Consider the following 18,041-nt stretch of genomic DNA (forward strand, 5'->3'; position numbering starts at 1 on the left):
GCGCCCTGATGCCGCCGCGCGTGTCGATCGAGTTGCTGCGCATCGGCCATTGCCGCCACTGCGAGCGCATGGTGCGTGCGGATGGCCACTGGCATGCCGTGGAGTTCCCTGCGTTGAGCGTGCTGATCCGGCATCCGCAGCGCGGCGCGCTGTTGTACGACACCGGGTATGCCGAGCATTTTTTCCGCGCGACCGATCCCTGGCCCGAGCGCCTGTATCGCTGGACCACGCCGGTGCGCCTGCCCGCGCACGAAACGTTGGGCGCACAGCTGGCACGCCGCGGCGTGCAGCTGGAGGAGATCGCCTGGTGCCTGATTTCGCACTTCCATGCCGACCATGTCGGTGGCCTGCGCGATCTGCCCAACGCGCGCTTCCTGTGCCTGCGCGCCGACTATCAACAACTGCGCGGTTGTTCGCGCATCGGCGGCCTGCGGCGTGCCTTGTTGCCGCAGCTGCTCCCGGAGGATTTCGATCGCCGCCTGCAGTTTGCCGAGCAGGCGCCGTTGCGTGCGCTGACCGGCGCCTGGCGCGGCCTGGGCGCGGCCTACGATCTGTTCGCAGACGGCAGCGTGCTGGCCGTGCCGTTGCCCGGACACGTGCCCGGGCAGATGGGCCTGTGGTTGCGCGATCAACGCGACCGCGAGGTGTTGCTGTGCGCCGACGCGGTGTGGTCGTCGGCGACCTGGTCTGCGCTGCAGTGGCCTGCCTGGCCCACACGTCTATTGATGCACGATTGGCGCGCGTTCCGGCGCACCGTGCAGCAGCTGCACGCGCTGTCGCATGCGCACCCGGAGTTGGCCATCCTGCCGTCGCACTGCCAACCCAGTCTTGACCGTTATCAACCGGAGTGGCGATGAGCCTGCGTATTCTCGTGACCGGTGCATCCGGCTTTGTCGGTGGCTCCTTCCTGCGACGTTTCCAGGGGCAGCCGGGCGTGGAGATCCACGGCATCGGTCGTCGCGCCAGCGATCTGCCCAACTACCATCGCATCGATCTGAGCCAGCCGTTCTCGTTGCAGTGGCAGCCGGATGTGGTGATCCACGCTGCGGCATTGGCCTCGCCGTGGGGCACGCGCGCGCAGTTCCAGCGGCACAACGTCCAGGCCACCGCCAACCTCATCGACTTCTGCAAGCGCCATGGCTGCCCGCGTCTGCTGTATGTCTCGTCCAGTTCGGTGTTCTATCGCGAGGAGCATCAATACGAGCTCAGCGAGCACAGCCCGATCGGGCCGACGTTCGTCAACACCTACGCGCAGACCAAATACCTTGGCGAAACGCTGCTGGAGCAGTATCCGGGCGACAAATCCGTGCTGCGCCCGCGTGCGGTGTTCGGGCCGGGAGACACGGTGCTGTTCCCGCGCGTGATCGCCGCTGCGCGCAAGGGGGCGCTGCCACGCTTCGTCGGCCAGACGCAGCCGGTGATCGGCGACCTGATCTACATCGATACGCTGTGCGATTACCTCTATCGCGCTGCGACCGCGCCGCAGTTGCAGCCGGCCTACAACCTCACCAATGCGCAGCCGGTGGATCTGCAGCAGTTGCTGTTGGACCTGCTCACGCGCCTGCAGCTGCCGCTGCCGCAACGCGAGGTGCGCATCGCTACCGCACTGCGCATGGCCAGCGTGGTGGAAGCGGCGTATCGCGTGCTGCGCCTGCGCGGCGAGCCGCCGATCACGCGCTTCGGCGTGGGTGCGTTCGCCTATTCCAAGACCTTCGACCCACGACGCACGCTCGCCGATCTCGGGCCGCCCAGCGTCAGCCTGGAGCAGGGCATCGAGGCGTTCGTGGGTTGGCAGGCGGCGCAGTGGGCGTAGTCGTTCCGATAGTGGCAGCCGCCTACCTGGCGGTGCTGATGGTCAAGACGGCTGCAGTGCTGTGGGTGCTGCGTGGTGCACGCGCACTGCCAGCGGGTGGCGCCACCGCAACCCAGGCCGAGGTGACGATCCTGCAGCCGGTGCTGGGGGGCGATGCGCATTTGCAGCAGGTGCTTGCGGCCAACCTGCAGGCGCTGCCGGCCGCCCAGTTTGTCTGGTTGCTGGATGCGGACGACATCCCGGGAAATAGCGTTGCCGACGCCTTGGTCGCGCTGCATCCGCATGCACGCATCCAGCGCATGCGGGTGCCGGCCGCGCCAGCCGGCATCAACCCCAAGGCCTGGAAGCTCGAGCACGCGCTGGCGCATGTGCGCGCGCCGATCAGCCTGGTCCTCGACGACGATGCACAGCTGAGCGCCAGCGCGCTCGCACGCCTGCTGCAGGATCTCACCGACGCCGATATGGTCACCGCGCTGCCGTACTACCAGGACAGCACCACGCTGCCAGGCCGGCTGTTGTCGCAGTTCGTCAACAACAATGCGGCGCTGACCTATCTGGGCTGGTTGCCGTTCGCCGCGCCGCTGACCATCAACGGCATGTGCTATGCCGCGCGTACCGAGCAGCTGCGTGCCTGGGGCGGGTTTGCCGCGTTGCTGCAGCAGCTCACCGACGATCTGGCCGTTGCCACCCTGGTGCGTGAGCGCGGCGGGCGACTCCGCCAATCCGTCGCGCCGGTGGCGATGCGCACCGCGATGCCGGATCTGGCCAGCTACGCACGCCAGATGCATCGATGGATGCTGTTCGCATCGATCCTGCTGCGTCGGCAGAGCGTGGGCGTGCGCTCGGCGATCGGCGTGCTGCAGGGGCTGCCGCCGTTGCTGCTGCTGGCCTTGCTGGCCTGTGCCTGCGTGCAGGCGAGCTGGCCGGCGCTGGCCTGGGTGCTGGGCACCGTGCTGCTGCGTGCGCTGCTGCTGTGCCTGGTGCAATGGCGGGTGAGCGGTGCGGTTCGCCACCGTCCGCTGCTGTCGATCGTTGCGGAGTGCCTGCAGCCGCTGCATCTGCTGCATGCGGTGCTGGTGCGCACGATCCGCTGGCGCACCCGGCGTTATCGCGTGTTGCCGGATGGGCATTTTCGTGCGGACTGACGGCGCCACCCTGCAAGTCGCCTTCCTCACCGGGCAAAGCGATCCGGAGAGTTGCGCATTGAGCAGGCAGCAACAGCATTTTCTGCAGCAGCTGCAAGGCCGGGGCCGGCGGCTGATCGACTGCAATTATCCGTATTGCCTCGATAGTCCACCGCACCGGCACATGCCGCTGTGGCGCGCCAGCGTGTCCAACGCGCGCCAGTATCTGGCCGCGCGCACCGCACGCGTTGCCGATGCGGATCGCTTGCGCGTGGCGGCGCTGCTGGAGCAGGCACCGACGACGGTACTGCTGGCCGGCAGTTGTGGCCTGCAGTTGCTGACGGCCTTACGGCTGCCGCAGGCGCTGCGCACGCGTCTTGCGGTGTTCGCCTATGGCCCGGTGTGCGATGCGCCTGCGGCGTTCGGGCAGTTGCGCGTCGTCCAGGGCCGCGGCGACTGGATCTCGCGCGCGCTGTTCGCCGGTGCGCCAGATCTGACGCCTGCCTGCGGGCATCTGCACTATCTGCGCGATGCGACGGTGCTGGCCGAGTGCCAGGCCTTCATCGCGCGGGTCGAGCGGGCAGCGCAGGGAAGGGCACATGCGCATTGATCTGATTGCGCCGCCGTATAGCGGGCATCTGCATCCGATCCTGGCGATCGCCCGGCAGCTGGCGCCACATCACGATGTGCAGGTCATCAGCACGCCGGCGGCACTGGCGCGCATCCGTGCATGCGGACTGAGCGCGGTCGGCGTGCTGGATGCGCAAGCCGACCGGCACCTGCTCGATATTGCCAACCCACCGCATGCGGTAGGCCACAATCCCTTGCGGCTGCGCCGACAGTTGCACCGCGCGCTTGGCCTGATGGCGCGGGTGGGCGATGCGGTACGGCAGCGCTGGCGCGAGCGCAGGCCGGACCTGGTGATCGCCGATTTCACCCTGCCCAGCGCGGGGCTGGCGGCGCAGGCGATGGGCATCGCCTGGTGGACCAGCATGCCGTCGCCCTGCGTGATCGAAACCGGCGACGGGCCTCCGGCGTATTTCGGCGGCCTGCTTCCGCCATCCACGCCAGCGCAGCGGATCTGGCAGGCGATGGCGCGGCGGCTGACGCGTGGCTTCAAACGGAGCCTGCATCTGTGTTACCGCCGTCAGATGCGCGCATCCGGATTGCCGGCGATCTATCGCAGCGATCGCAGCGAGGCGGTGTATTCGCCGCACTGCATCCTGGCCCTGGGGCTGCCGTCGTTCGAGTTGGCGCGGCGCTGGCCGGCGGCGGTACATTTCGTCGGGCCGCAGCTGTGCACGCCGCCGGCGGCGGTGGCGCCGCCGCAGTTCGTCCCCGGTCGTCGGCATGTGCTGGTGACGCTGGGCACCCATCTGCAATGGGTCAAGCAGCGGATGGACCAGGTGCTGCGTGCCGTCGCAGTGCAGTTTCCGCAGGTGATCTTCCACTTCAGCGATGGCGATACCGCCGCGCCGCCAGCGCAGACGCACGGCAACTACCAGCGCCTGCCATACGTGGACTACGCACAGCAGCTGCATCGCTACGACCTGGTCGTCCACCATGGCGGTGCCGGCATCCTGTATGCCTGCCTGGCCGCGGGCTTGCCGTCGATCGTCTACCCGCTGGATTACGATCAGTTCGACCATGCCGCGCGCCTGCACAGCGCAGGTGCGTCGCGGTGGCTGCGCGAGCTGGACGGCCTGCCTGCGCTGTTGCGCGAGGCACTGGCTGCCACCGAGCTGCCGGCGGGCGTGCGTAGATTGCAGGCAGAGCTGCACGACATCGCTGCGCAGGCGCGCATCGTGCGGCTGGTGGAGGTGTTTGCACGCACCGGGGCGGTGCCGCAGGTCTGATGCGTCATCGCGCGCGATCGGTCGTGTCGCGGGTCACTACGTCCGCGTCAGCACGCGGCATCCGGCAGTGCCGGCACAGGCAGGCAATTTTTGCAAGCACCTGCCGCCACTGCCGCCGCGTGCGACCAGCGCAGGCCTCAGCCTGCAGCGGCATTCAACGCGGGCGGCTTGCCTGCCATCAGCTGCGGCCAGCGCTTGAGCACGGCGGCGCGGATGCCGGCCTGGTCGATGCCGGCCTCGGCCAGCAGGTCTTCGCGGCTGGCATGGTGCTGGAAGCTGTCCGGCAGGCCCAGGTGCAGCATCGGCATGGTGACCGCTTCGGCGTTGAGCAGTTCGGCCACGCCCGAGCCGGCGCCGCCGGCAACGACGTTGTCTTCGATGGTGACGAAGCCTTCGTGGCTCTTGGCCAGTTCCAGCAGCATGGCTTTGTCGAGCGGTTTGACGAAGCGCATGTTGACCACGGTCAGGCCGAGCTCGCGGCCGACCGCTTCTGCGGCGTCCACGCTGGCGCCGAAACCCAGCAGGGCGATGCGCGTGCCGCTGCGACGCAGCTGCGCCTTGCCGATCGGCAGGCTGGTGAGCGATGCGTCGAGCGCGCTGCCCGGGCCGGTGCCGCGCGGGTAACGTACTGCCGCCGGGCCTTCGTAACGCACGCCGGTGGTGAGCATCTGGCGGCATTCGGCCTCGTCGGCCGGCGCCATCACCACCATGTGCGGGACGCAGCGCAGGAAGCTCAGGTCCAGGTTGCCGGCATGGGTGGCGCCATCCGGGCCGACCACGCCGCCGCGGTCGATCGCGAACAGCACGTCGAGCTTCTGCACCGCCACGTCGTGCACCAGCTGGTCGTAGCCGCGCTGCAGGAACGTGGAGTAGATCGCCACCACCGGTTTGGCGCCCTGGGTCGCCATGCCGGCGGCCAGCGTCACCGCATGCTGCTCGGCGATCGCCACGTCGAAATAGCGCTGCGGATGTTCCTTGCTGAAACGCACCAGGCCCGAGCCCTCGCGCATCGCCGGGGTGATCACCAGCAGCCTGGGTTCGGCCGCGGCCATGTCGCAGACCCAGTCGCTGAAGACATCGGTATAGGTTGGTTTCCTGGCGCCGGCCTTGGCGACCAGGCCCTTGCTCGGGTCGAACGGGCCGACGGCGTGATAGCCGATCTGGTCGCCTTCGGCCAGCTCGTAGCCCTTGCCCTTGGTGGTGATCACGTGCAGCAGCTGTGGGCCCTTGAGCGTCTTCAGGGTCTTCAGTGCGCCGACCAGGCCGGGCAGGTCGTGGCCGTCGATCGGGCCGGTGTAGTGGAAGCCCATTTCCTCGAACAGCGTGGACGGCACGAACATGCCCTTCCAGTGTTCTTCCCAGCGCCGCACGAAGCGCGCGGTGGGGTTGTTCTTCTTGTCGCCGAGGATCTTCTTGCCGCCCTCGCGGATGGCGTTGAGGGTGCGGCTGCCGCTGGCACGCCCCAGCATCTTGGTCAGCCCGCCGACCGCTTCGGAGATCGACATGCGGTTGTCGTTGAGGATCACCAGCAGGTTCGGCTCCGGGTCCATGCCGCCGGCGTGGTTGAGCGCCTCGTAGACCATGCCGGCGGTCATCGCGCCGTCGCCGATCACCGCCACCACCTTGCGCTCGTCGCCGTTGCGCTGCGCGGCGATCGCCATGCCCAGCGCGGCCGAGATCGAGGTCGAGGAATGCCCGACGCCGAAGGTGTCGTAGATGCTCTCTTCGCGCTTGGGGAACGGCGCCACGCCGTCCTTCTGCTTGACCGTGTGGATCTGGTCGCGGCGGCCGGTGAGGATCTTGTGCGGATAGGTCTGATGGCCCACATCCCACACCAGCTGATCGACCGGGGTCTGATACAGGTAGTGCAGGGCGACGGTGAGTTCGATCACGCCCAGGCCGGCCGCAAAATGCCCGCCGCTCTTGCCCACCGATTCGATGAGGTAGGCGCGCAGCTCTTCGGCGATCGCGGGCAGATCGGCTTCGTCGAAAGTGCGCAGATCGTCGGGGGTCTGGATGCGGGACAGGCGCGGATAGCGGGTGGTGTCGATCATCATCGTGTCAATGTTCTGAAGCCGTATTGTCCTCCCCATGCGAAGGCCCGGCAAGCAAACCGGTTCAGCTGTCAGCGGGAAGTGATGGGCACGCGCGCCGTCGCGCCCGGGGCGCGCGGCGCTCACGGACATCTGCGGCAATCTGCCGCACCTGACGATGTAGCGGTTCCGCCGGGCGTTCTCGATCACGCGGCCCCTGGCGCGCCTGTGTGGGGCGGCGGAAGCTCGGCCGTATCAGGGGTGCCTCATGCGTTGGGCGCCGTGGTCACGGGACGTCAGGTCAGATACACGGCCCGCACGTAGAGCTGCCAACGCTGCGCGAGTGGGACAGCGGTACGCGCGGCCAGGCTCAACAACTGCGCGTGGCTATGTTGGCACGCATTCGAAGGTTGCTCGGCCACTGACCGGCCAGCAGTCGCAACGAGTGACCAGTTGGCTACAGCGACAGCTTGGAACGCTTGGGCAGCTGCGCGCGCAGGAATGCCATCTGGTCGGAGAGGATGTTGCGGTTGGACAGGATCAGGTGTTCGATCCAGCTCGGCCGGTACGGCACGGCCAGCAACGGCATCTGCGCCTGCTGTGGCGTCCGGTTGGCCTTGCGCGAGTTGCACTGGAAGCAGGCGGTGACCACGTTCTCCCAGCTGTCGCGGCCGCCCTTGGAGACCGGCATGACGTGATCGCGGGTCAGGTGCGGGCGACTGAAGTGCTGGCCGCAATACATGCACAGCTGCGCGTCGCGCGCGAACAGGGCGGTGTTGCTGAGCGTCGGGGTCGGGTCCAGCGCACGCGAACGCGCGTGCCCGCGCGCGGCGATGATGGGATGCAATTCCAGCATGCTGCGCTCGCCGGTCAGGCGCGAGATGCCACCATGGATCTGCATGCAGGGCTCGCCCAGCGTCCAGGACACCGCATCGCGTGCGTACAGACAGGCGGCGTCCTGCCAGTTGATCCAGTCCAGCACGCGACCATGCGCATCGAGCGACAGCAGGCGCAAGGTGGGAAGTGGCTGGATCGCAGCGACAGCACTGCCCGCGACCGGAGCAGAAGAGCCTCCGGGGAAGATCACATCACCTGCGTGCGTGTCTGTCTCCATCGGGAAAACAGCTTATACCCGATCGTTGACAGTTTGTGTATCGCAGCGAACGGCTTTGGCGCGCGTCTTGCAATCACGCGTCTTGCAATCAGGGATCGGCACGTCCCTGCCCAGCCGCTCCGACCGCGATGCCGCCGCGCTGCGCACAATGTTCGGACGCGTTGCAGGCCTTGTTTAGCCGTAGGCGCGCACCTGGGCGCGACGTCTTGCCGATCGGTACTGCCTTGTCGCGGCCAGGTCCGCTGCTACGACAGCGGCGGAATCGTGCGATGTTGCCGTGGGCGCGCACCTGGGCGCGACGTCTTGCCGATCGGTACTGCCTTGTCGCGGCCAGGTCCGCTGCTACGACGGCGGCGGAAATCCTGCGGTGTTGCCGTAGGCGCGCACCTGGGCGCGACGTCTTGCCGATCGGTACTGCCTTGTCGCGGCCAGGTCCGCTGCTACGACGGCGGCGGAAATCCTGCGGTGTTGCCGTAGGCGCGCACCTGGGCGCGAGGTCTGGCCGATCGGGGCCGCCTCATCGCGGCCAGGTCCGCTCCTACGACCGCGGCGGAATCCTGCGGTGTTGCCGTAGGAGCGCACCCGGGCGCGACGTCTTGCCGAGCGGTACCGCCTCGTCGCTGCCAGGTCCGCTCCTACGACGGCGGCGGAAATCCTGGGATGTTGCCGTAGGAGCGCACCTGGGCGCGACGTCTTGCCGATCGGTACTGCCTCGTCGCGGCCAGGTCCGCTGCTACGACAGTGGCAGCCCGCCGCGACGATTGCGCTTGCTCAGGCTTCGCCGAACAACTCCGCTTCCAGCGTCATCAACGGCGCTGCGCCGCTGCGGATGGTGGCGGCATGGGTCAGCGTGCGCGGCAACACGCGCGCGAAATAGAAGCGGGCGGTTTCGCGCTTGGCGCGCTTGAACTCCTCGCTGTGCGCGGAAGCATCGGCAGCGGCCACGCTGCGCGCCCACCAGTACGCCAGCACCACATAGCCGGAATAGAACAGGTAGTCGTAGCTGGCGGCACCGAGTTCGTCCGGGTTGCGGGCGGCGCGATCGAGCACGTCGCGGGTCAGCATCGCCCACTCGCTGCACTTGTCACGCAGCGGCTTGATGAACTCGGCCAGCGCCGGCGTATCTTGCTGCGCGTTGGCGAAGCGTTCGACATCGGCCAGGAACAGCTTCAGTCCCGCCGCCTGGCTGGCAGCGGTCTTGCGGCCGATCAGGTCCAGCGCCTGGATGCCGGTGGTGCCTTCGTAGATGGTGGTGATGCGTGCGTCGCGGGCCAGCTGCTCCATGCCGTATTCGCGGATATAGCCGTGGCCGCCGAAGCACTGCAGCGCATGGTAGGTGTTCTCGATCGACCACTCGGTCTGGCAGGCCTTGGAGATCGGGGTGAGGAAGCTCACCAGGGTCTCGGCGTCGGCGCGTTCCTGCTCGGTCTCGCCCCGGTGGCTGATGTCGACCAGGCTGGCGGCGTGCAGCGCGAGCAGGCGGCTGCCTTCGGTCAGCGACTTGATGGTCAGCAGCATGCGGCGCACGTCCGGGTGCACGATGATCGGGTCGGCCGGCTTGTCGGGAAACCTGGCGCCGCTGAGCGCGCGCGACTGCAGGCGCTCGCGGGTGTAGCGCAAGGCGTTCTGATAGGCGCGCTCGGACAGCCCGATGCCCTGCAGACCCACACTCAGGCGCGCGGTATTCATCATCGTAAACATGGCCTGCAGGCCCTTGTGCGGCTGGCCGACCAAGTAGCCCTGCGCGCCTTCGAAGTTCATCACGCAGGTCACCGAACCCTTGATGCCCATCTTGTGCTCGATCGAGCCGCAGTGCAGCGCGTTGCGTTCGCCCACGTTGCCGTCGCGGTCCACCTTGAACTTGGGGGTGACGAACAGCGAGATGCCCTTGGCGCCGGCCGGTGCATCCGGCAACTTGGCCAGCACCAGATGCACGATGTTGTCGGTGAGGTCGTGCTCGCCGGCGGTGATGAAGATCTTGGTGCCGGTGATGGCATGGCTGCCGTCGGCGTTGGGCTCGGCGCGGGTCTTGAGCAGGCCCAGGTCGGTGCCGCAATGCGGCTCGGTCAGGCACATGGTGCCGGTCCAGCGGCCGTCGATCAGCGGCTTGAGGAAGACATCCTGCTGCCAGGTTTCGCCGTGCTGGCGCAGCGCTTCCATCGCGCCGTGCGATAGCAGCGGAAAGTTGCCCCAGGCCAGGTTGGCGGCGTTGATCATTTCGCTCAACGGCACGCCCAGCGTGTGCGGCATGCCCTGGCCGCCGAATTGCGTTTCGGCGGTGAGCCCATTCCAGCCGCCTTCCACGAACTGGTCGTAGGCCGCACGGAAGCCGGGTGGGGTGGTCACCGCGTGGCTGTTCTTGTCGAAGGCGCAGCCGATTTCGTCGCCGATGCTGTTGAGCGGCGCCAGTACCTGCGCGGTGAAGCGGCCGGCTTCTTCGAGCACGGCGTCGATGATGTCGGTGCTGGCGTCGGCATAGCCGAGCCGGGCGAACAGGGCCTGCGCGCCGAGCACGTCGTGCAGGGCGAAGCGGAAATCGGTCAGCGGGGCGGTGTAGCTGCTCATGCGGAATCCTTCAAATGCGTGCGGGAAGGCGTGCGCGTCAGCGCAGCACGCCGTTGAGGCCGGGGGCCGGGCTGAGCGTGTTGCGCGACTCGACGCTGAAATCGCGCTGCTTCTTGTCCTGCGGCGTCGCCCACACCGTGCCCTTGAGCGCGTAAGGCAGCGAGCGGCCACTGGCGAGCACATCGGCCACGGTGAGGCGGCCCAGCGAGGTTGGCTGCACGCTGACGGTCACGACGTCGGCGGTTTCCGGGCCGATCGAGATGCCGACGTTCTGGTCGAGCTTGCCGGCCAGCTGGTCGCCGGCGGAAATCTCCAGCGCCACGCGTTCGAACTGCATCGGGATGCTGCTGTAGTTCTGCAGCCGCAGATCCACCGACCAGGTGCCGTCGGCACGCACGGTCAGTTGCTGGATGCTGGCGGCCGGCTCGGACACGCGGCGGACCGCACCGCCGCAGGCGCTCAGCAGCAGGCCGCAGGCCAGCGACAGGATCAGGAGACGGGAGGCACGACGCATGTACTGAGGTCCTTGGCGGGTGTAAGGCGGCGCCAAGAATACTACGCAGTACGGACGCTGCCTTGCTGCCTTGCGGCGTGTCCGTGCGCAGGCGTTGCGGCACACCACGCAGCACGGCCTGCGTTCAGGCTGCTGGCGTCAACGCAAGGGCGCAGCCACGATCAGCGGCGACAGGTCATAGCCCATCTGCGTGGCCTGCGCCTTGAGTTGCTCGAGCTGCGCGCGCGGCATCTGTGGCGAGCGCGACAGGATCCACAGATACTTGCGATCCGGTTCGCCGACCATCGCCCATTGGTAGTCCGGGTCGAGCGCGATCACCCAGTAGTCGGCCCACACCAGCGGCAACCAGCTCAGCCACTCCGGCGCAAAGCGCACCTGCAGCTGCCCGGGCCGGCCCTCGACCGGCCGTGCCACTCCCTCGGCCTGGGTCAGCTCGCCATCGGCGCTGCGGCAGCCGTTGCGCACGCCGATCAGGCCATCGTCGCGCAAGGTGTAGCTGGCGGTGATGTCGCTGCGGCACTTCTTCTGGAACGACACCGGAAGATGCGCGATCTCGTGCCACTGGCCGGCGTAGCGGGAGATGTCCAGTTGCGGCACTGCGCGTACCGGCTGTTGGGCCGCGGCCATCAACGGCAGCAGCAAGGCGAACGACAACAGCAGGCGGGGCAGGCGCATGACAATCTCCTCGGGACCTGCGCAGGCTAGGCCATGCCGCCCGCCGTGCGGCGTGAACCGGCGCAGGAAAGCACGCTCACCGCGCCGGCCCGCAACAAAGTTCATCACAATGCTTGCTCAAACTGCGCCTGCTCGCTATGATGCGCGTCCTCGTAACGCAGGCAGCATGTTGCGATAGTGGCCGAGTAGCTCAGTTGGTAGAGCAGGGGATTGAAAATCCCCGTGTCGGCGGTTCGATTCCGTCCTCGGCCACCATTTCCACGCCTTCGTTCGCAAGGCGTCCCGGCAATCGCCGGATGTGCAAACTCTCTTGCTTCGTTTTGTCGATGCCACGTGGCGGCGATTGCTGCGGATGGAATTCTTGCGTTTGCCGGCAGGCCTGGCGCCTGCGGCGGTGGTTTTCCACGTGGTCTTCAACTGCGCGTGGCGATACTTCCGCGCATGACGCACAGAACACTTCGACGCACGTTGATTCACGGCTACTGCGGTGAGTTCCGCGTGGAAACGATGGAAAGTCAGGCGCCTGGACAGACCCAGTGGTCGTCGACGGCGTTCGTGTATCACCGCGACCACCCTTCGCCGATCGCCACGATCGAAGGCGCCGGACAGGGCGAATACCGCGGCGATGCGCGCGAGCAGGCACTGCGTGTGGGTTCGTGTCTGGCCGAGTTTCTGGACCCGAAGGAATACCGGCGCTGAAGGCCTGGCGCCGTCACCGCGACGGCCTGCTGCGCCGATGAGCAGCGGGCGCCAGGCGTTCAACCGTGCCTGCGCTCATGAGCTCCGCCCTGGCGAGTGCGGCATCCCGCGCGCCGGGTTGCATCGGCCGCTGCGGCCGTACGGCAAAGGCTCATGGATGTGAGGGATCGGCTCACCGGCCCTCACTACACTGTCGCCACGGGAATCGCCCCGCGGAGAACATGCACTTGAACGATCCTGGTAACGGAGAGCCACGGGCGCCTCACATCGGCGAATCTCGCAGCCTGCCTGTGGAGAAGCATCGCTCGGATATCTTTTTTGCCGCGGTGGAAACCACGCGGATGCCGATGACGGTCACCGACCCGCACCTGCCCGACAATCCGATCGTGTTCGCCAACCGGGCGTTCCTGGAGATGACCGGGTATTCGTCCGAGGAGATCATCGGCAACAACTGCCGTTTCCTGCAGGGCCCGGAAACCGATCCGGCCAGCGTGCAGGACGTGCGTGAGTCCATCGAGCAACGTCGCGAATTCGCCACCGAGGTGCTGAATTATCGCAAGGATGGCTCCTCGTTCTGGAACGCGCTGTTCGTCTCGCCGGTGTTCGACGAGCAAGGCAACCTGGTCTACTTCTTCGGTTCGCAGCTGGACGTGAGCCGCCGCCGCGATGCCGAGGACGCCTTGCGCCAGGCGCAGAAGATGGAAGCGCTGGGACAGTTGACCGGCGGCATCGCGCACGATTTCAACAATCTGCTGCAGGTGATGTCCGGGCATCTGGAAGTGATCCAGATGATGGTCTCCGGCGATGCCGCCAGGAACGTCGAACGCATCGCCTTCAGCGCCGAACATGCCGCAACGGCCGCGGCCAAGGCGGCCACCCTGACCCAGCAATTGCTGGCGTTTTCGCGCAAGCAGAAATTGCGGGGGCGGGTGGTCAATCTCAATGGCCTGGTGTCGGGCATGAACAACATGGCCGAGCGCACGCTGGGGGGCGGCATCAGCCTGCGGCAGTCGCTGGAAGAGGGGCTGTGGAACTGCCAGATCGATACCACCCAGGCCGAAGTGGCGCTGTTGAACGTGCTGATCAATGCGCGCGATGCGATGGCGCAGTCCGAGCGCAAGGAAGTGACCGTGCAGACCCAGAATGTGGAAATCACCAGCCACGATCTGGCCATGTATCACCAGCTGGCACCGGGCCGTTACGTAAGCCTGGCGGTGAGCGATACCGGCTCGGGCATGCCGCCGGAAGTCGCCAGCCGGGTCATGGAGCCGTTCTTCACCACCAAGGACGAGGGGCAGGGGACCGGCCTGGGCCTGTCGATGGTGTACGGCTTCGTCAAGCAGTCCGGCGGCACCGTGCGCATCTACAGCGAAGTGGGCGAAGGCACCACGGTGCGGCTGTACTTTCCCGCCTCCAGCGAGTTCGAGAACGAATTGCAGGCCGGCAAGGGCCGCGCGATCGACAAGGGCGGCAACGAAACCATCCTGGTCGTGGAAGACAAACCGGATGTGGCGGTGGTGGCGCGGATGTTCCTGGAAGGGGCCGGTTATCGCATCCTGACCGCATCCAGCGGACGCGAGGCGATCGAGGTGCTGGAGCGGCATCCGGAAGTGGACGCGGTGTTCACCGACCTGATCATGCCCGGCGGCATGAATGGCGTGGTGCTGGCGCGCGAGGCGCGGCGCATGCTGCCCAGGATCAAGATCCTGCTGACCACCGGCTATGCCGATGCCAGTATCCAGCGCACCGATGTGGGCGGTGCGGAGTTCGACGTGGTCAACAAGCCGTACACGCAGAAGGAGCTGCTCAAGCGGATCCGCATGCTGCTGGACGGGCCGACCGGCGTCGGTTGAGGCGCACGCATCCGGGCAGTGCGATGCCCGGATGTCGCCTGCAGATGGTCGCTGCGATCGTGTAGCGGCTGCTGCGCTGCAGGTCTATCCTGCGCTGCGCTCGTTCTGTCCTGTCTGAGAACGGCTAAAGCCGCGGCCAGCAGTGCTCGGCCCGAGGCAGATGTTGCGCAGGATCTTGAGGGCACATGTGGTGCACGCCGATCCCGGTCACCGGCCGCGCCTGTCCGGCAGTGAGCGCAGTGGTCTATTGGCCGCGCTGAATCCTGACGTGCTTACGCTTCGCCCATCGGCGCGACATAGCCATCCGGCTTGTCGGCGTTGCGCTCGAACAGGAACTTCTGCAACTCGGCTTCGAGAAACGCGCGGTGCTTGGGGTCGCGCGGAGAGAGCCGGTTTTCGTTGATCAGCATGGTCTGGTGCGCCAGCCACGCCTGCCATGCGCTCTTGCCGATCTGCGCGAACACGCGCTGGCCGAGTTCTCCGGGATACGGCACAAACTCCAGGCCTTCGGTGTCGCATTGCTGATACTGGCAGAACACGGTGCGGGACATGCGGATTCCTTTGGGCGCGCCTAAATGGCGTCGAGCAGTTTGCGGATCGGCGCCGGCAGGCCCAGCGATGCGAGGTCGGCGCGGGCGACCCAGCGCAGGTTGTCATTGTCGCGTACCGCCGGGCGCAGCGCGACCTTGCCGAGGCGCAAGGGCTGCAGATGCAGCCGGTAATGGCTGAAGGTGTGCACGATCGGCGGCAATGCGTCGGCGCGGTCGTAGTTGCCATCGAGGTGTTTGTCGAACCATGCGCGCATGCCGCTGTCGGTTTCGGCCTGCGGCAGCGTCCACAGCGAGGCCCAGATGCCGGTCGGCGGGCGGCGCTGCAGCAGGATCTGCCTGTCTGCGTTTTCCAGCAGCAAGGCGGTGGCTTCGCGCTCGGGCAACGCCTTGCCGGGCTTGGGCGTGGGCAGTGCCTCCACCAGGCCATCGCGGCGCGCCACGCAAGCGTCCTGCAGCGGGCACAGCACGCAGGCCGGTCTGGCGCGTGTGCACAGCGTGGCGCCGAAATCCATCTGCGCCTGGGTGTAGTCGGCCAGGCGACCGGCCGGCACCTGCGCCACGTGCGTCGTCGCCAGTTGCCACAACTGCTTTTCGATCGCCGGCAGGCCGGGATAGCCGGCAATGCCGTGGAAGCGCGTCAGCACGCGTTTGACGTTGCCGTCCATGATCGCGAAGCGGTCGTTCCAGGCCTGGCTGAGGATCGCGCCGGCGGTGCTGCGGCCGATGCCGGGCAACGCCAGCAACGCCTCGATATCGCGTGGCAGCTCGCCATCGTGCAGGGCGACGCATTGCCGCGCAGCGGCATGCAGGTTGCGTGCGCGTGCGTAGTAGCCCAGCCCGGCCCAATGCGCCATCACGCTGTCGTTGTCGGCTGCGGCCAGGTCGGCCAGGGTCGGAAAGCTGGCGACGAACTTGTGGAAATACGGAATGACCACCGCGACCTGGGTCTGCTGCAGCATGATTTCCGACAGCCACACCCGGTAGGGCGCGCGCGGATGCTGCCAGGGCAGGTCGTGGCGGCCGTGGCCGTCGAACCAGTGCAGCAGGCGGTCGACAAAGGCGTCAGCGGTGGCAGTGGCGTGATCGGCTGGCATGGGGTCTGCTGGCGAAGGAAGGCGATGACGGCGGGCGGATGACGCCCGGCTGTGCGCGTATGGCGGTGGGCCGATCAGTGCAGCGGAAACGCAAGTCCAACCCGGCATTGGTCGCAGAAGAAGCCTTCATCGCCAGGCCAGTGCGGTGCGGCCGGTGCATGGTAATGGACCAGCTCTGCATTGCGCCGCGCCTGCTTGCGCAACGCCGCCGGCAACGGCTGGGCGAACTCCAGGACACGCCTGGCGCGCGACCAGTCGCCGGACACGTCCCGTAGCGTGCAGCCTGCCTGCAGCGCCTGCAGATGCGGGCAGGCCTCTGCCACTCAGCTGCCCGGGGCTTCCGGCAGCAGGGCATCGACGAAGGCGACCGGGTCGAACACGCGCAGGTCTTCCGGGCGTTCGCCGATGCCGGCGAAGCGGATCGGGATATTGAACTCGCGCGCCAGTGCGAACACCACGCCGCCCTTGGCGGTGCCATCGAGCTTGGTCACGACCAGGCCGGTGACGCCGACCGCGGCATGGAACTGGCGCAGCTGCGAGATGGCGTTCTGGCCGGTGGTGCCGTCGATGACCATCAGCACCTCGTGCGGTGCGGCGGCATCGATCTTGCCGAGCACGCGGCGGATCTTGCCCAGCTCGTTCATCAGCCCGGTCTGGGTGTGCAGGCGGCCGGCGGTGTCGGCGATCAACACCTCGGTGCCGCGCGCCTTGGCGGCCTGCAGCGCGTCGAATGCCACCGAGGCGGCATCGGCATTCTGCCCCTGCGCGATCACGGCCACGCCGTTGCGATCGCCCCAGGCCTGCAGCTGCGCCACCGCCGCGGCGCGGAAGGTGTCGCCGGCGGCCAGCATCAGGCTGTTGCCGTCGTCCTTGAAGCGCTTGGCCAGCTTGCCGATGGTGGTGGTTTTGCCGACGCCGTTGACGCCGACGGTGAGCACCACGAACGGTGTCACCGAGCGGTCGATGACCAGCGGCTTGGAGACCGGCTGCAGCAGCGCGATGAGGTCGGCGCGCAATGCCTTGAACATCGCCTGCGCATCGACGAATTCGCGCGATTTCATGCGCTTGCGCAGTCCGTCGATCAGCGCGGTGGTGGCGCCGATGCCGACGTCGGCGGTGATCAGCGCGGTTTCGATTTCATCCAGCAGATCGTCGTCGAGCTTGGGGTTGCGCGAGAACAGGCCGCCGAAGCTGCGCGCGAAGCTGCTGTTGCGCAGGCGGTCGCGCCAGCCCGGCTTGCCGGCCGGGGCGGCCGGGAGCGCATCGCGCTGGCCGACGATGCTGTCGTGGTCGGAACCGGCCGGCACCGGGGCGCTGATCACGGCCGGGGCGACGACGCTGGGCGCGGCGGCGGCGGGCGACGCGGCGACGGCCGGTGTCACTGCGGGCGCAGCTGTTGCGGCGGCAGGTGTCACGACAGCGGGTGTCACGACAACAGGCGTGGCAGCAGGCGTTGCGGTCGGCGGTACGACTGCGGGCGCGGCGCCTTGCGCAGGCGTCGGTGCCGGCGTGCCTGCCGGCTGCGCGGGTGCGCTGTGCGGCTGCACGACCACCGGTGGCGGCACCACTACCGTGGGAGCGTGCGGCGCGGCAGACGGAAGCGGATCGGGCAGCGCCTGCAGGGCCGCAGGCACCGGCGTGGCCGGCGGCGTGGGTGCGTTGGGGACTGCGGCAATGCTCTGCGCCTGGCCAGTACGCGCGGCGATGTCCTGCGCAAGCTGGTCGGCCGGTGCCGCGGCAGGTGGCGTTGCGGCAGGCGTCGGCGTTACCGCATCGCTGCGCGCGGGTGCGGCAGGCGCGGGTGACGCTGGTGTGGCCGATGTGCCGGATTCGGCAGTCGGCGTTGCCTCGACCGGCGATGCCGGGGTGGCGGCAGACGGCGCGGTGGGGAATGCGGCTGCCAGTTCTTCCAGGCTATAGCGCGAGGTACGCGCGCTGTCGGGCGTGGTGGGCTTGTTACGGCGGAAAAAGCTGGCCATTGGCAACGCGGTAGGGGAAACCCCAAATTCTACCATCCGGGCCCAGGGTCGCCTTGACGCGACCGTCAGCGCGGTCCTGCCCGTACGACATCCCGCGCGCTGCAACTGCCGTGCGACGCCACGCGCAAACCGCAGCGTCACAGCATCGCCAATGCTGCCGAATTCGGCATT

16 protein-coding genes and 1 tRNA gene are annotated in these 18,041 nt (G+C 67.6%); 8 read left to right on the top strand and 9 right to left on the bottom strand.

Annotation, left to right across the window (positions count from 1 at the left end):
• Window positions 1-8: 8 nt before the first annotated feature.
• The 5 genes from XarbCFBP7408_RS11555 to XarbCFBP7408_RS11575 are packed head-to-tail and all read left to right on the top strand — an operon-like array spanning window position 9 to window position 4,793.
• The gene (locus XarbCFBP7408_RS11555) at window positions 9-857 is read left to right on the top strand and encodes an MBL fold metallo-hydrolase (RefSeq protein ID WP_104563108.1); all 849 of its coding nucleotides are present in this window, start codon (window positions 9-11) and stop codon (window positions 855-857) included.
• The gene (locus XarbCFBP7408_RS11560) at window positions 854-1,813 is read left to right on the top strand and encodes an NAD-dependent epimerase/dehydratase family protein (protein WP_104563071.1); all 960 of its coding nucleotides are present in this window, start codon (window positions 854-856) and stop codon (window positions 1,811-1,813) included. Before XarbCFBP7408_RS11555 ends, XarbCFBP7408_RS11560 begins: the two co-directional genes overlap by 4 nt.
• Complete coding sequence (locus XarbCFBP7408_RS11565) at window positions 1,804-2,958, top strand: glycosyltransferase (RefSeq protein ID WP_104563109.1); 1,155 nt, start codon at window positions 1,804-1,806, stop codon at window positions 2,956-2,958. The genes XarbCFBP7408_RS11560 and XarbCFBP7408_RS11565 overlap by 10 nt, the downstream gene beginning before the upstream one ends.
• Entirely contained in the window at window positions 2,936-3,547 is a 612-nt protein-coding gene (locus tag XarbCFBP7408_RS11570) for a hypothetical protein (protein ID WP_104563072.1), read from the top strand. The genes XarbCFBP7408_RS11565 and XarbCFBP7408_RS11570 overlap by 23 nt, the downstream gene beginning before the upstream one ends.
• Window positions 3,537-4,793 carry a glycosyltransferase gene (locus tag XarbCFBP7408_RS11575; protein WP_104563073.1) on the top strand — a complete coding sequence of 419 codons (1,257 nt, stop codon included), beginning with the start codon at window positions 3,537-3,539 and terminating at the stop codon, window positions 4,791-4,793. The genes XarbCFBP7408_RS11570 and XarbCFBP7408_RS11575 overlap by 11 nt, the downstream gene beginning before the upstream one ends.
• Before the next feature lie 137 nt (window positions 4,794-4,930).
• On the opposite strand, the gene dxs is transcribed toward XarbCFBP7408_RS11575, so the two are convergent.
• From dxs to XarbCFBP7408_RS11600, 5 genes are all read right to left on the bottom strand, one after another.
• The gene (dxs, locus tag XarbCFBP7408_RS11580) at window positions 4,931-6,847 is read right to left on the bottom strand and encodes a 1-deoxy-D-xylulose-5-phosphate synthase (protein WP_104563110.1); all 1,917 of its coding nucleotides are present in this window, start codon (window positions 6,845-6,847) and stop codon (window positions 4,931-4,933) included.
• A gap of 436 nt (window positions 6,848-7,283) precedes the next feature.
• The gene (locus XarbCFBP7408_RS11585; protein WP_104563074.1) at window positions 7,284-7,940 is read right to left on the bottom strand and encodes an HNH endonuclease; all 657 of its coding nucleotides are present in this window, start codon (window positions 7,938-7,940) and stop codon (window positions 7,284-7,286) included.
• A gap of 771 nt (window positions 7,941-8,711) precedes the next feature.
• Window positions 8,712-10,505, bottom strand: coding sequence for an acyl-CoA dehydrogenase C-terminal domain-containing protein (locus tag XarbCFBP7408_RS11590; protein ID WP_104563075.1), 1,794 nt, complete (start codon window positions 10,503-10,505; stop codon window positions 8,712-8,714).
• Between the two features lie 37 nt (window positions 10,506-10,542).
• A complete protein-coding gene (locus XarbCFBP7408_RS11595; protein ID WP_104563076.1) occupies window positions 10,543-11,019 on the bottom strand; it encodes an LEA type 2 family protein in 477 nt (158 codons plus the stop codon).
• Window positions 11,020-11,157: 138 nt separating this feature from the next.
• Window positions 11,158-11,694 carry a lipocalin family protein gene (locus XarbCFBP7408_RS11600; protein ID WP_104563077.1) on the bottom strand — a complete coding sequence of 179 codons (537 nt, stop codon included), beginning with the start codon at window positions 11,692-11,694 and terminating at the stop codon, window positions 11,158-11,160.
• Window positions 11,695-11,873: 179 nt separating this feature from the next.
• Between XarbCFBP7408_RS11600 and XarbCFBP7408_RS11605 the strand changes: the two genes are divergently transcribed.
• The 3 genes from XarbCFBP7408_RS11605 to XarbCFBP7408_RS11615 all read left to right on the top strand — a co-directional run bounded on the left by XarbCFBP7408_RS11605 (window position 11,874) and on the right by XarbCFBP7408_RS11615 (window position 14,246).
• Window positions 11,874-11,949, top strand: a tRNA-Phe gene (locus tag XarbCFBP7408_RS11605).
• A gap of 186 nt (window positions 11,950-12,135) precedes the next feature.
• Window positions 12,136-12,393 (top strand): hypothetical protein, encoded by a 258-nt coding sequence (locus tag XarbCFBP7408_RS11610; RefSeq protein WP_104563078.1) that lies wholly within the window; start codon window positions 12,136-12,138, stop codon window positions 12,391-12,393.
• Between the two features lie 227 nt (window positions 12,394-12,620).
• On the top strand, window positions 12,621-14,246 hold the full coding sequence (locus XarbCFBP7408_RS11615; protein ID WP_104563111.1) for a hybrid sensor histidine kinase/response regulator: 1,626 nt from the start codon (window positions 12,621-12,623) through the stop codon (window positions 14,244-14,246).
• 272 nt (window positions 14,247-14,518) lie between these two features.
• On the opposite strand, the gene XarbCFBP7408_RS11620 is transcribed toward XarbCFBP7408_RS11615, so the two are convergent.
• The 4 genes from XarbCFBP7408_RS11620 to ftsY form a co-directional block, all read right to left on the bottom strand.
• The gene (locus XarbCFBP7408_RS11620; RefSeq protein ID WP_104563079.1) at window positions 14,519-14,797 is read right to left on the bottom strand and encodes an oxidative damage protection protein; all 279 of its coding nucleotides are present in this window, start codon (window positions 14,795-14,797) and stop codon (window positions 14,519-14,521) included.
• Window positions 14,798-14,817: 20 nt separating this feature from the next.
• Complete coding sequence (gene mutY / locus XarbCFBP7408_RS11625) at window positions 14,818-15,891, bottom strand: A/G-specific adenine glycosylase (RefSeq protein ID WP_104563080.1); 1,074 nt, start codon at window positions 15,889-15,891, stop codon at window positions 14,818-14,820.
• A 74-nt stretch (window positions 15,892-15,965) separates the two neighbouring features.
• The gene (locus tag XarbCFBP7408_RS11630; protein WP_104563081.1) at window positions 15,966-16,214 is read right to left on the bottom strand and encodes a hypothetical protein; all 249 of its coding nucleotides are present in this window, start codon (window positions 16,212-16,214) and stop codon (window positions 15,966-15,968) included.
• Window positions 16,215-17,870 carry a signal recognition particle-docking protein FtsY gene (gene ftsY, locus XarbCFBP7408_RS11635; RefSeq protein ID WP_181106349.1) on the bottom strand — a complete coding sequence of 552 codons (1,656 nt, stop codon included), beginning with the start codon at window positions 17,868-17,870 and terminating at the stop codon, window positions 16,215-16,217.
• Between the last annotated feature and the right edge of the window lie 171 nt (window positions 17,871-18,041).

It is taken from the genome of Xanthomonas arboricola pv. guizotiae, assembly GCF_002940205.1.
Taxonomy (GTDB): Bacteria; Pseudomonadota; Gammaproteobacteria; order Xanthomonadales; family Xanthomonadaceae; genus Xanthomonas; species Xanthomonas arboricola_C.